At 51.1% G+C, this 12,944-nt stretch carries 14 protein-coding genes; 12 read left to right on the top strand and 2 right to left on the bottom strand.

Annotated elements, in window-relative coordinates; all coding sequences use genetic code 11:
- Positions 1-19 precede the first annotated feature (19 nt).
- A complete protein-coding gene (locus AJE_RS05260) occupies positions 20-316 on the top strand; it encodes an ArsR/SmtB family transcription factor (RefSeq protein ID WP_008949981.1) in 297 nt (98 codons plus the stop codon).
- A gap of 188 nt (positions 317-504) precedes the next feature.
- On the opposite strand, the gene AJE_RS05255 is transcribed toward AJE_RS05260, so the two are convergent.
- The gene (locus tag AJE_RS05255) at positions 505-1,944 is read right to left on the bottom strand and encodes an IS1182 family transposase (RefSeq protein WP_008949780.1); all 1,440 of its coding nucleotides are present in this window, start codon (positions 1,942-1,944) and stop codon (positions 505-507) included.
- A gap of 116 nt (positions 1,945-2,060) precedes the next feature.
- On the bottom strand, positions 2,061-2,330 hold the full coding sequence (gene rpsT, locus AJE_RS05250) for a 30S ribosomal protein S20 (RefSeq protein WP_008608893.1): 270 nt from the start codon (positions 2,328-2,330) through the stop codon (positions 2,061-2,063).
- 174 nt (positions 2,331-2,504) lie between these two features.
- On the opposite strand from rpsT, the gene murJ reads away from it, so the two are divergent.
- The 11 genes from murJ (at position 2,505) to pilV (ending at position 12,944) form a co-directional block, all read left to right on the top strand.
- Positions 2,505-4,082 (top strand): murein biosynthesis integral membrane protein MurJ, encoded by a 1,578-nt coding sequence (gene murJ, locus AJE_RS05245; RefSeq protein ID WP_193353306.1) that lies wholly within the window; start codon positions 2,505-2,507, stop codon positions 4,080-4,082.
- A gap of 48 nt (positions 4,083-4,130) precedes the next feature.
- Positions 4,131-5,081: a bifunctional riboflavin kinase/FAD synthetase gene (gene ribF / locus AJE_RS05240; protein ID WP_008949979.1), complete on the top strand. Its 951-nt coding sequence runs from the start codon at positions 4,131-4,133 to the stop codon at positions 5,079-5,081.
- A 14-nt stretch (positions 5,082-5,095) separates the two neighbouring features.
- Positions 5,096-7,921, top strand: a complete 2,826-nt coding sequence (gene ileS, locus AJE_RS05235; RefSeq protein WP_008949978.1) for an isoleucine--tRNA ligase — start codon at positions 5,096-5,098, stop codon at positions 7,919-7,921.
- Positions 7,921-8,412 carry a signal peptidase II gene (gene lspA / locus AJE_RS05230; protein ID WP_008608888.1) on the top strand — a complete coding sequence of 164 codons (492 nt, stop codon included), beginning with the start codon at positions 7,921-7,923 and terminating at the stop codon, positions 8,410-8,412. Before ileS ends, lspA begins: the two co-directional genes overlap by 1 nt.
- Positions 8,409-8,840: an FKBP-type peptidyl-prolyl cis-trans isomerase gene (fkpB, locus tag AJE_RS05225; protein ID WP_008949977.1), complete on the top strand. Its 432-nt coding sequence runs from the start codon at positions 8,409-8,411 to the stop codon at positions 8,838-8,840. Before lspA ends, fkpB begins: the two co-directional genes overlap by 4 nt.
- 2 nt (positions 8,841-8,842) lie before the next feature.
- A complete protein-coding gene (ispH, locus tag AJE_RS05220; RefSeq protein WP_008608886.1) occupies positions 8,843-9,772 on the top strand; it encodes a 4-hydroxy-3-methylbut-2-enyl diphosphate reductase in 930 nt (309 codons plus the stop codon).
- Between the two features lie 25 nt (positions 9,773-9,797).
- Entirely contained in the window at positions 9,798-10,832 is a 1,035-nt protein-coding gene (locus AJE_RS05215; RefSeq protein WP_008949976.1) for a sensor histidine kinase, read from the top strand.
- Entirely contained in the window at positions 10,829-11,533 is a 705-nt protein-coding gene (locus AJE_RS05210; RefSeq protein ID WP_008949975.1) for a LytR/AlgR family response regulator transcription factor, read from the top strand. The genes AJE_RS05215 and AJE_RS05210 overlap by 4 nt, the downstream gene beginning before the upstream one ends.
- A gap of 118 nt (positions 11,534-11,651) precedes the next feature.
- Entirely contained in the window at positions 11,652-12,068 is a 417-nt protein-coding gene (locus AJE_RS05205; RefSeq protein WP_138984196.1) for a type IV pilin protein, read from the top strand.
- A gap of 4 nt (positions 12,069-12,072) precedes the next feature.
- Positions 12,073-12,528, top strand: a complete 456-nt coding sequence (locus AJE_RS05200; protein ID WP_008949973.1) for a GspH/FimT family pseudopilin — start codon at positions 12,073-12,075, stop codon at positions 12,526-12,528.
- A complete protein-coding gene (gene pilV / locus AJE_RS05195) occupies positions 12,528-12,944 on the top strand; it encodes a type IV pilus modification protein PilV (protein ID WP_008949972.1) in 417 nt (138 codons plus the stop codon). The genes AJE_RS05200 and pilV overlap by 1 nt, the downstream gene beginning before the upstream one ends.

Genomic DNA, 12,944 nt, shown 5'->3' with positions numbered 1-12,944 from the left:
TCAGGTACGGTAACAATAAATGAATTTAGAAGATATGCTGAAGAACTCAGCACAAGCGGTGAAATTGCTGAAAGCCGTTTCGAATGAACGGCGGCTGATTATTTTATGTCACCTGTTAGAAGGTGAAATGTCGGTGGGTGAAATTAACGAAAAGCTGGATTTAAGTCAGTCAGCCCTTTCGCAGCATTTGGCATTGTTACGAAAGCATAAACTGGTGAAAACCCGCAAAGAAGCACAAACGGTATTTTACCGCCTCAATAGCGCCGAGGCCGAGGCCTTGATTGCGTTGATGCATAAATTGTACTGTTCAGAATAAAGGTTGCTACGGCAGCCTTTATTTTTGGCCGCTATCAGGGTTTGTTGACCTTTACTATGAAGAATCGCGTAAAACAAAAAAGCCAGCATTAGCTGGCTTCAGATTAATGACAAACCCCGGTTTTTTGGCCGGGGTTTGTGTTTTCTGGATTCTGATCTTTTTTGATCTGTGTTTTCTGCTTTCTTTTATTAAATCTGGCAGTATTGAATCTCGGATTTGTTATGCCGCAGAATGCACTCTGCAAAGGTGTATAGTGCCGATTTCAGGCCATAAAAAAGCGATAAAAAGGCCAGCAAGGCCATTTTCTTGATGTTTTGCGCTACCGCCGCCAGTAAACACTGCATCTGCACTTTCGCCAGACCACGGAACCGTGCATAGCGATGGCCATGATGCTGTTTTGCGTCTGCGAAGCTGCGTTCAACCGTCTCTTTTCGTCGGTTGTAAATCTTCTTACCCCACGACAGCAGCCGCAAACCACTCACATGCTCTTTATCCTCTTCCCAGACATGCCGGGTTATCGTTTTCTTATACTGCTTGTTCTTCGTGCAGTCCTGACGTAGCGGGCAATCCTGACACACTTTAGGGTTAGATTGATAATGCCGGTAGCCCTGACGGTCTGTCGTGCTGTAAGTCAGGATTTCACCTTGGGGGCAACGATAGGTATCGGTTGTTTTATCGTAGGTAAATTGCTTCTTCTTAATCGGATTAGCGGTGACATTGGGACGACGGTAGGCAATAACCGGTGCAATTTGCCGCTCCCGGATTAAATGGCAAAGCGGTGCAGTAAAGTAGCCCGCATCCAAACCAACGGCTATCGGACTAAACTTAAAGCGCTCAAGCTGACGGTCTAATCTGGCCAGATAGGGCTGGCTATCATGCACATTCCCCGGCGTCACGAAGGTATCCGTGATGATGCCGTGGCGGCCATCCACGGTGCGATGGTCAAGGTAGAAGAAGCCCTGTGGTTTGCCTTCCCGCGTCATAAAGCCACTGTCAGGGTCGGTTGTGCTGACCTTTTGATTTTTGGTTTCGGGCTCCTTCGAGTCATCTTGCTTCAGTGGCGCTTTGCCATGGGCTAACCGGTCCTCTTCAACCGCCTTGTTGAGCTCAGCGATATACGCCGATGCACTGACCGCCACCTCTTTGTTCACCGCCTTGCGCTTATTGGCATTGGCTTTTAAATGTGTGCTGTCAGTGTAAAGCGTGTGACCACCAATCAGACGCTGCTCATACGCCTGTTCAACTATCCGGTCGAAGATACGCTGAAACACATCCGTGCCGTTAAAACGACGAATACGATTCTGGCTCAGCGTGGAGGCATCAGGCACTTTCTCGGTTAATCCCATCCGCAAAAACCAGCGATAAGCCACATTAACCTGAATTTCCTGTACCAGACGACGCTCACTGGGAATGCCAAACAGATAGCCGAGGATCATCATCTTAAACAAACGGACAGGGTCAATCGGCGGACGGCCATTATCTTTGCAGTAGAGATGTTCGACTTCAGCACGAATGAACTCGAAATCAATGGCGGCATCGACCTTGCGAACCAAATGGTTCTTCGGTACCAGCTCTTCGAGCGTGACCATTTCTAACTGATATTGTTGAGGAGAGGGAGTTTTGAGCATGTTGGTTAGCCTTCAAATCAACTAACCCTATTAGATCAAAGTCCTGGATCGGCGTCCAGGACTTTGTCAGCAGTCTGAAGCCAGCATTAGCTGGCTTTTTCGTCGAACTCTGACAGTTAAGCGGCTTTTAACGCTTTAACATGTGCATTTAAGCGAGCTTTATGACGAGCTGCTTTGTTCTTATGGATCAGACCCTTGGCCGCCATGCGGTCAATTACCGGAACCATTTTGTTGAATGCTTCCTGAGAAGCAACTGCGTCAGCAGTTAACACCGCTGCGTAGGTTTTCTTGATGAAAGTACGCATCATAGAACGTTGACTGGCGTTTTGCTGACGACGTTTTTCTGATTGAATTGCGCGCTTCTTAGCAGACTTAATGTTAGCCAAGGTAACACTCCTAAAAACTAAACCGGACTCTTTAAAGGCCGCATAATATGCCTATTTACTGTGCCATTGTCAAATGCTTTCCGCGAAAAGGCCAGCAATTTAATTGGGATTACCGCTGGTAATTGGCGCCCCGAACAGGTGAAAATAGCGTCGCATTATACACAGGAGTTTCTGGTGTCGGGAAAATTATTAAAGTCAGGGCTGATTGTAAGTTTTATGACCCTGATTTCACGGGTATTGGGGCTGGTCCGCGACGTGGTGGTCGCTAATTTTGTCGGCGCCGGTGCGGCGGCCGACGTATTCTTTTTTGCCAACCGCATTCCAAATTTCTTACGTCGTTTATTTGCCGAAGGCGCGTTCTCGCAGGCCTTTGTACCGGTATTAAGTGAGGTGAAAGCGCAGCATGGCGATGATGCGGTGCGCGAACTGGTGGCGAAAGTCGCTGGTACTCTCGGTGTGATTGTTACGCTGGTGACCTTATTTGGTGTCATTGCCTCACCGCTATTAGCCTTGCTGTTTGGTATGGGCTGGTTTATCGAATGGCTTAACGATGGTCCGGATGCGCAGAAGTTTGAGCTGGCCTCGTTAATGCTGAAAATCACTTTTCCCTACCTGTGGTTTATCACGCTGGTTGCCTTGTCGGGCGCCATTCTAAATACCTATAACCGCTTTGCGGTGGCGGCCTTTACGCCGGTATTTTTAAATATTGCCATTATCGGTAGTGCGCTCTATCTGGCACCGACGCTGGATGAGCCTGCGCTGGCCCTGGCCTGGGGTGTGTTTATCGGTGGCGTGGTGCAGCTGTTGTTTCAACTGCCGTTTCTGGCCAAAGCCGGTTTGCTGGTGATGCCAAAATGGGGTTGGCGCGATCCGGGCGTGACGAAAATCCGCACCCTGATGTTGCCGGCGCTTTTCGGGGTATCTGTCAGCCAGATCAACCTGCTGTTGGATACCGTGATCGCGTCGTTTTTATTAACCGGTGCGGTGAGCTGGCTGTATTACTCAGATCGCTTAATTGAATTTCCACTGGGTTTATTCGGTATTGCTATTGCCACTGTCATTCTACCGAACCTGTCACGCCATCATGCCACCGCCAATGCGGAGCGTTTTTCGCATACGCTGGATTGGGCGATCCGTTTTGTGGTGATGTTTGGCTTGCCGGCGATGCTGGCGCTGATGGTGCTGGGGCAGCCCATTATCAGTGTACTCTTTATGCGCGGCGAATTTACCCAGCAGGATGTGCTGATGGTGTCATACAGTCTGGTGGCCTATAGCTGTGGTTTGCTCAGCTATATGCTGATTAAGGTGCTGGCACCGGGCTACTACGCCAGACAGGATATTAAAACCCCGGTAAAAATTGGCATTATTGCTATGGTCGCTAATATGGTGTTTAACCTGATGCTGGCGCCGTTTTTAAGTTATGTTGGTCTGGCGCTGGCGACTGCGATGTCGGCAAGTTTAAATGCGTTTTTACTGTATCGGGGTTTAAAGCTAGCCGGAATATATCAGCTAAGCCGGCAGAACTGTTGGTTCTTAGCCAAGTTTAGCCTGGCCGCGATCTTAATGGCGGCAACCTTGTGGTGGTTAAGTCCAGAATTGAATGACTGGATTGCCCGGCCACTGGCAGCACAAATTCTGTTGTTAAGTAGCCTTTGTGTCGGCGCGGTGCTGCTGTACTTCGCCTTGCTGTTGCTTTTCGGGGTACGTTTGGCTGATTTTAAAGCGAAATCTGTTGCTGAAAGCCGTCACTAATCCGGTTATAATCCGGCGTTTACAGGCACCAGAGGCATTATTGCAGGCATGGAGTTAATCCGCGGTATCCATAATATTCTGCCGCAGCATCAAGGCTGTGTACTGACTATTGGTAATTTTGATGGTGTGCATCTGGGGCATCAGGCGGTGCTGGCAAAGGTGCAGCAGTTAGCGCAGTCACTTAAGCTGCCATCCTGCGTGATGGTATTTGAGCCGCAGCCGCTGGAGCTGTTTGCCGGTAATGCCGCGCCAGCGCGTTTAAGCCGCTTCCGGGAAAAATATCAGGCGCTGGCCGCGGTCGGGATTGACCGGATGCTGTGTGTGAATTTTAACCGCAGCTTTGCCGCTCAGGATCCGCAGCAGTTTATCAAAACTCTGTTGCTGGATAAGCTGGGCGTGCGGCATCTGATCGTAGGCGATGATTTTCACTTTGGCAAAAATCGCAGTGGTAATTATGCCTTACTGGCCCAGGCCGCGGCGCAATATGGCTTTGGTTTAAACAGTACTTCCAGTTTAAAACTGGGCGAGCAGCGGGTCAGCAGCACCTTAATTCGTGAAGCGCTACAGCACGACCAACTGGACAGAGCCGCCGCCATGCTGGGGCGGCCTTTTACGCTAAGCGGCCGGGTGCGCCATGGTCGTAAGCTGGGGCGGGATCTGGGTTTTCCGACGGCCAATGTCTGGCTTTACCGGCGTAAGCTGCCGGTGTCAGGTGTGTACGCTATTACAGCGCATACTTGTTATGGTGTTTTTAACGGTGTTGCCAATATTGGCAACCGACCGACAGTGCAGGGCAGCCGTGAGCAGTTAGAAGCTCATTTATTTGATTTTAATCAGGATTTATATGGCAGCCAGATCCGGGTAGAGCTACGGCATAAACTTCGAGCCGAGCAACGTTTTGCCAGTCTGGATGCGTTGCAACAACAAATTGCCGCCGATGTTGCGGCAGCACAACAGTATTTTAGTGAGGCCGCGTCCGCGCAGGCCCCGACAACCTAACGGAACCGAAACGGATGAGCGATTACAAGCATACCCTTAATTTACCGGAAACGGCCTTTGCCATGCGCGGTAATCTGGCGCAGCGGGAACCGCAAATGCTGGCCAAGTGGACGCAGGATGATCTCTATGGTCAGATCCGCAGTGCAAAAAAAGGCAAGCAAACCTTTATCCTGCATGATGGCCCGCCCTATGCCAATGGCAATATCCATATCGGTCATGCCGTTAACAAAATTCTGAAAGATATTATTGTTAAAGCCAAAACCCTGTCTGATTTTGATGCGCCCTATGTCCCGGGCTGGGATTGTCATGGTCTGCCGATTGAGCTGGTGGTGGAGAAAAAATACGGCAAGCCGGGTACCAAGCTGACTGCGGCGGAGTTTCGTGACAAATGCCGCGAATATGCGTTAACCCAAATTGATGCCCAGCGCACGGATTTTATCCGTTTGGGTGTGTTGGGTGACTGGCATAACCCCTACCGCACCATGGATTATGCGACCGAAGCCAATATTATCCGCAGCCTGGGTAAAATTATCGGCAATGGCCACTTGCAACAGGGCTTTAAGCCGGTGCACTGGTGTACCGACTGTGGTTCGGCGTTGGCCGAAGCCGAGGTGGAATATCAGGATAAGGTCTCGCCAGCGATTGATGTGCGCTTTAAGGTACTGGATGACAGCGTTGCGGATAAGTTTGATCATCCGGCTGGCCATGCCGGTCAGGGCCCGATTTCTGTGGTGATCTGGACCACCACTCCCTGGACTATTCCGGCAAACCGCGCCGTGGCCCTCAATGCTGAGTTACAGTATTCGCTGGTACAGGTTGAACAAGGCCCGAATGGTGCAGAGCGCTTAATTCTGGCCACTGACCTGGTGAAAGACGTGATGGCGCGCGCCAATATCGAGCATTACCATGCGCTGGGTTTCTGTCAGGGCGCGGCGCTGGATTTAGTTCAGTTGCAGCATCCACTGTATGACTTTAGCGTGCCGGTGGTGTTAGGCGAACACGTTACGACGGATTCGGGTACCGGCTGTGTGCATACGGCACCGGGCCATGGTCAGGAAGACTTTGTCGTTGGCCAGAAATATGGTCTGGAAGTCGCTAACCCGGTTGGTGCCAATGGTGTTTATCTACCGGATACGCCGCTGTTTGCCGGGCAACATGTGTTTAAAGCCAATGACACCGTGGTTGAAGCGCTGAAAGCGGCCGGTGCCTTATTGGTACACAAAGCCTATAAGCACAGTTATCCGCATTGCTGGCGCCATAAAACGCCGATTATCTTCCGTGCCACGCCGCAGTGGTTTATCAGCATGGAGCAGCAGGGCCTGCGCCAGACGTCATTAACGGAAATTGAGCAAACCCGCTGGATCCCGGATTGGGGTCAGCAACGGATTGAAAATATGGTCGCCGGCCGGCCGGACTGGTGTATTTCACGCCAGCGTACCTGGGGCGTACCGATTGCGCTGTTTGTGCGCAAAGACAACAGCGCCTTGCATCCGCGTACGGCCGAACTGATTGAGCAGGTGGCGCATAAAGTTGAGCAGGCGGGTATTCAGGCCTGGTTTGATCTGGATGCTGCTGAGCTGTTGGGCGCGGACGCTGCCGATTATGTTAAGGTTACCGATACTCTGGATGTCTGGTTTGACTCTGGTGTAACCCATGCCGCAGTCGTCGATGCGCGGCCGGAATTCCATGGTGCTGAAATTGACCTGTATTTAGAAGGTTCGGATCAGCACCGTGGCTGGTTTATGTCGTCACTGATGACTGGCGTCAGCATTAAAGGCAAGGCGCCGTATAAACAGGTACTGACACATGGCTTTACCGTGGATGGTGAAGGCCGCAAGATGTCGAAATCGCTGGGCAACGTGGTGTCACCGCAGGATGTAATGAACAAACTGGGTGCTGATATTCTGCGCTTATGGGTGGCGACCACGGACTACACCTCGGAGATGACGGTATCGGATGAAATTCTGAACCGTGCCGCTGATAAATACCGCCGTATTCGGAATACCGCGCGTTTCCTGCTGGCCAACCTGAATGGCTTTAACCCGCAAACCGATGCTCTGCCATTTAATGAACTGGTGGAGCTGGATCTGTGGGTAGTAAACCGGGCGGCGAAGTTACAACAAGAAATTATCGATGCGTACGATAATTATCAGTTCCATCAGGTAAGTCAGAAGCTGATGAATTTCTGTACCGTGGAGCTTGGCAGTTTCTATCTGGATGTGATTAAAGATCGCCAGTATACCGCGCACACCGAGTCCAAAGCCCGCCGCTCCTGCCAGACTGCGCTGTATCATATCGCCCAGGCGATGGTGCGCTGGATGGCACCGGTAATGAGCTTTACCGCGCAGGAAATCTGGGAAGCCTTACCGGGCCAGAGCACGCCTTATGTGTTTACCGATGTTTGGTATCCGGGTTTTGCCAACTTACCGGCAGGTAAATTCAGTGACGCCTTCTGGCAACAGCTGTTAGAAGTACGCGATGAAGTGAATAAGGTGCTGGAAGCAGCGCGCCGCGAAGAAAAACTCGGCGCCTCTTTACAGGCCGAAGTGACCTTGTTCGCCGGTGCTGAACTGGTGCAAGCGCTGTCACAGCTGGGCGACGAGCTGCGTTTTGTGCTGATTACGTCAACCGCTAAGGTGAGTGCGGAGCAACCGGCTGCCGCTGCGGTGGCCACCGCCATTAAAGGCTTAAGTGTGCTGGTGGAAGCCTCTACCGCCGCCAAGTGCGAGCGCTGCTGGCACCACCGTCACGATGTCGGCGCCGATGCCGCCCATCCGGGCATTTGTTTACGTTGCGTCAGTAACGTAGAAGGTAGCGGTGAACAGCGGGAATTTGCCTGATGCAGTTGTTTAATAATACCGCCTGGCGCTGGTGGTGGCTGATCCTGCTGTTAATCGGTCTGGATCAGCTGACCAAGCAGCTGGTACATCAAAATATGGCCCTGTTCGATTCGATTGAATTACTGCCATTTTTTAATCTGACCTATGTGCGTAACTATGGCGCGGCCTTTTCGTTCTTAAGTGACGCTGGTGGCTGGCAACGCTGGTTCTTTACGATTCTGGCGGTGGTGATAAGTAGCGTGATTGCGGTCTGGATGAGCCGGTTACCACGGCAGCAGATTAAGCTGGGGTTGGCATTGAGCCTGGTGTTTGCCGGCGCTATCGGTAATTTAATTGATCGCAGTATCTATGGTTACGTAATAGACTTTTTCCATCTGTATTACCAGACCTGGCATTATCCGGCCTTTAATATCGCCGATTCGGCGATCTGTATTGGCGCCGCCCTGATTATCTGGGACAGTTTTAGCAGTGATTCTGAGGCAAAAAAATGAGCGAAATTCAGGCCAAAAGTACGGTAATCTTCCACTTTGATATCACGCTGGCCGATGGCAGTGCCGCCGAGAGTACCCGGGTGCACAACAAGCCGGCAAAATTACAGATGGGCGATGGCAGCTTATCACCGGCATTTGAAGCCCAGCTGTTAGGCATGTCGGCCGGAGAGAAAAAAAGCTTTACCCTGGCCCCGGAAGACGCCTATGGTATGCCGAACCCGGATAATATTTATTACGTTGACCGCAGTAAATTCTCGGCTGATGCGCCGGCGAAAGTAGGCGCCATTATTGGCTTTGCGATGCCGGATGGCTCGGAATTGCCGGGTTTAGTGCGGGACGTGGTGGGCGATTCGGTCACCGTCGATTTTAATCATCCGCTAGCGGGTCAGACTCTGACCTTCAATGTCGAAATTGTGCAGGTAAGCTAAAGATGGATATTTTACTCGCTAACCCGCGGGGCTTTTGTGCCGGTGTTGATCGGGCGATCAGCATTGTAGAACGGGCGCTGGAGCTGTTTCCGCATCCGATCTATGTGCGGCATGAAGTGGTGCACAACAAATTTGTAGTGGACGGTTTACGCCGTCGCGGCGCGGTGTTTGTGGATGAACTGGACGAAGTGCCGGATAGCCATATTGTGATTTTCAGCGCCCATGGTGTGTCGCAGGCGGTACGTGAAAATGCACGGCAGCGCGGCTTAAAGGTGTTTGATGCCACCTGTCCACTGGTAACTAAGGTGCATATGGAAGTGACCCGCGCCAGCCGCAAAGGCACCGAGTGTATCCTGATTGGTCATGCGGGACATCCTGAGGTAGAGGGTACCATGGGCCAGTATGATAATGCTGCAGGTGGCATCTATCTGGTGGAGTCGGTCGAGGATGTGGCAAAGCTGCAGGTTAAGAATCCGGCACAGCTGTGCTACAGCAGCCAGACCACTTTGTCGGTAGACGACACCGCCGATGTGATTGATGCACTGCGTGCCCGTTTTCCGGATATCGAAGGGCCGCGCAAAGATGATATTTGCTACGCCACCCAGAATCGCCAGGATGCGGTGCGCGAGTTGGCCGCCAAGGCTGAACTGATGCTGGTGGTAGGTGCGAAAAACAGCAGTAACTCAAACCGCTTACGCGAGCTGGCGGAAAAGCTTGGTTGCAAAGCCTATTTAATTGATACCGCCAACGATATCCAGCAAAGCTGGCTCGATGGTATCAGCCGGGTTGCCGTTACCGCCGGTGCTTCTGCACCGGAAATTCTGGTGCAGGATGTGATTAGCCAGCTGAAAATGTGGGGCGGTAAAACGGTGACCGAAACCACCGGCCGCGAAGAGAATGTGGTGTTCGCCATTCCGGCAGAGCTAAGATAACGTCTTCAGACAGGGAGGTTAGCTGATGTTAAACCAGCCAACTCAGGTTAACAGACGCCTCCCTGATTTTCGTAGCCCGGTGCAGTTATTACGGGTGATTGTGTTCACGCAGGGCCTGGCGTTATTGTTAGCCTTCGCGCCTTTTGCTATCGACTCTTCGCCTTGGTATCGCCTGGGTTTTATCAGTCTGTTTTTACAGTGGATCGCTTTAATTAGTTGTCTGACATTTAGCTGGTTCACGCCACTGTTAAGCCGGGCGAGTTTTTGGCAGTTGGCGCTGTTGATCCAGGGGATTCTGCTGACTATTACCGCCGGCTGCACGATAATTAGTTTTTGGTATTTTCAGCAATTAGCCCCTGCTCTTGAATTACCCGCGTTACTCATTAATAACTTGCTGATCTGTTTTGTGGTGGCCTTACTGGTGATCCAGCTACTGATCATGTCGGATGAACAAAGCAAAAGTATCACCGCCCAAAGCCGGGCTGAACTGATAGCACTGCAGGCCAGGATCCGGCCTCACTTTTTATTTAACACCTTAAATTCTACTGCTGAGCTGGTACACCAGAATGCCGCCGCTGCAGAGCAGGCATTGCTGGATTTAGCGGCATTATTTCGTGCGGCGATGCAAACAGCGGAAACCATCTCTCTGACAGAAGAGTTGGCACTCTGCCGGCGTTATTTATCGTTAGAACAATGGCGGTTAGGCGAGCGGTTAAAGGTGAATTGGCAGCTGCCAGAGCCAATACCTGAGTTACAGTTGCCGGCCTTAACCTTGCAACCCCTGCTGGAGAATGCTGTGTTGCACGGTATCGAGCCAGCAGCCGCTGGTGGTGAGATCCTGCTTAAGATGACGCAAACTGCCCAACAGTTGCAAATCGTCATAACAAACCCCTATCCGCTGCAGGGCAGTCGTCAGCCACACAATGGTATGGCGCTACAGAATATTCAACAGCGGTTGGCCTATGTATTTGCCGAGCAAGCGCAAATGGTGATCAAAGACCAGAATCAACAGTTTAGTGTTACCTTGCTGTTACCTTTAGCAAGGGAGCAGATCTCATGAATATTCTGATCGTTGATGATGAGCCGCTGGCTCGCAGCCGGTTGCGACGCTTACTCGCCGAATGCGCAGTTAATGCAGTAGTCACCGAAGCGGCATCGGCAGAGCAGGCCAGGCAACTGGCAGCTAGCTTGCAACCGGATCTGGTGCTACTCGACATCTCGATGCCCGGTGAGAGTGGTTTACAATTGGCAGAGGCCTTTGCCAATAGCACGCTGCCACCGGCCTTGATTTTTGTTACCGCTTATCCTGAACATGCCTTGGCGGCGTTTAACGTGCACCCGGTTGATTATTTACTTAAACCTGTCAGCTTAAGCCAGTTGCAGCGCAGCTTACAGCGCGCCTGTCAGCTTAATCGTCTCCAGCAACAACCGCTCGAATTGCCGCTGGTCAGTTATCAGCATGCGGGCTTACAAAAAACGGTACCCCTGACGGAAGTGCTGTTTTTCGCTGCGGAAGACAAATACGTCCGGATGCAACTTGCTGACCAGAATATTTTGCTAGATAAAAGCCTGCATCAGCTCGAAGCGGCGTATCCGCAGTTACTGCGCATTCACCGCCAAACGTTGATTAACCCTCTATACCTGACCGCTATCCGCCAGCCTGCAACGGGTCCCGCCCTGGCAGAATTGGTGCAAGGAAAGTACAAATTACCAATTAGCCGGCGCGCGTTAGGCACAGTTAAGCAAGCCTTACATTCCTGAACTATCCATAGTGCAGTGGAACGGTTCGACTCTTTACCGCTGGTCAGAAAAAATTACCTTTTATCCGTTTCGACTCGCACTAGACCGAGTAAATGATATGGTTAATTCATAGGTTTATATGACGTTTTGGAAGATTATGCAGTACAAATCCGTTAAGCCCGCTGAACAACAGGGTTTTACATTAATAGAAGTCATGGTTGTGGTGGTCATTATCGCTATTTTGGCCAGTATCGCGTTTCCGTCTTATCAGAATTATGTCTTGAGATCTGGCCGGACGGATGCACGGGATGCGCTGTTAAATATTTCACAGCAATTGGAGCGGCACTACACGCTTAACAACAGCTACGCTACTTACAACTCTGCTCCTGCCACCTCGCCGGCGGGTTTTTATAGTATCACTCTGACGAAGGGTGCCACCACTTATACCATTACTGCCGAACCTGCCAGTGGTTCGCGACAAACAAAAGATAGTTGTAAGAGTTTCACGATTAATCAGGCTGGGGTCAAAACTTCAACTCCGGCAGGTTGTTGGTAACCGTATGCGAATAAACAAATCTGGTTTTAGTTTAGTTGAGTTAATGGTCACCATCGCGGTGTTGGCGATTATTATTGGTATAGCTGCGCCCTCTTTTGTCGAAATGATGCGGCAAAACACTTTGCGCAGTCAGGCTAATGAGCTATTGGGTGTAATGCATTATGCGCGAACTGAAGCGATCAAACGTCGGGTTAATGTTACGGTGAATCTAACGACGGGTAACGGCTGGAAGGCTGAAGTTATTCAACCAGGGACAACTACGGTGTTGCGGTCAGTTGATAAAACCACAAGCTCAGTGGCCTTGAAGGGCTCAGGGGTGGTAGCGGTAGTTTTTGATCTACGCGGCCGGCGTCAAAGCGCCGGTAACTGTTTTGAGCTCTCGTATTATGGTAACCAACGGCAATTACTCATCGAAACCGGTGGTGCACTAAAGATCGAAGCCGGTGCTTGTGGGGGGTAATGATGGACGTGAAAGTATCCGGGCAACGAACTACACAGGTCGGCTTTTCGTTGTTGGAAGTATTAATCGCGGTGTTAATAATCGCAATCGGATTGCTCGGCATGGCAGCGTTACAGCTCAAGACGGTACAGAACAGCCACTCTGCGTTCCAACGTACGCTAGCCAGCGTAATTGCCATGGATGCCTCTGAGCGCCTCTGGATCAATCTTGGCGATACCCCGGCAAAGTCTGCTGCAACTATTCAAACAGAATGGCTCGCTGCCTGGAATGGGGTGTTGCCTGCAGCAACTGCGGCAAGTGCTATTGAAGATTTAGGCGGTGGTAAGTGGAGGATTTCTGTAAGGTGGCAAGAGAATAGATTGGCAGACACCAATGCAGTAGAAACCTTCGTTTATGAAATGGACCTGTACCCATGA

Origin of the sequence: Alishewanella jeotgali KCTC 22429 (assembly GCF_000245735.1) — a bacterium.
Classification (GTDB): domain Bacteria; phylum Pseudomonadota; class Gammaproteobacteria; order Enterobacterales; family Alteromonadaceae; genus Alishewanella; species Alishewanella jeotgali.
The sequence above is the reverse complement of the archived record's forward strand: the minus strand, read 5'-3'. Positions and strand labels throughout refer to the sequence as shown.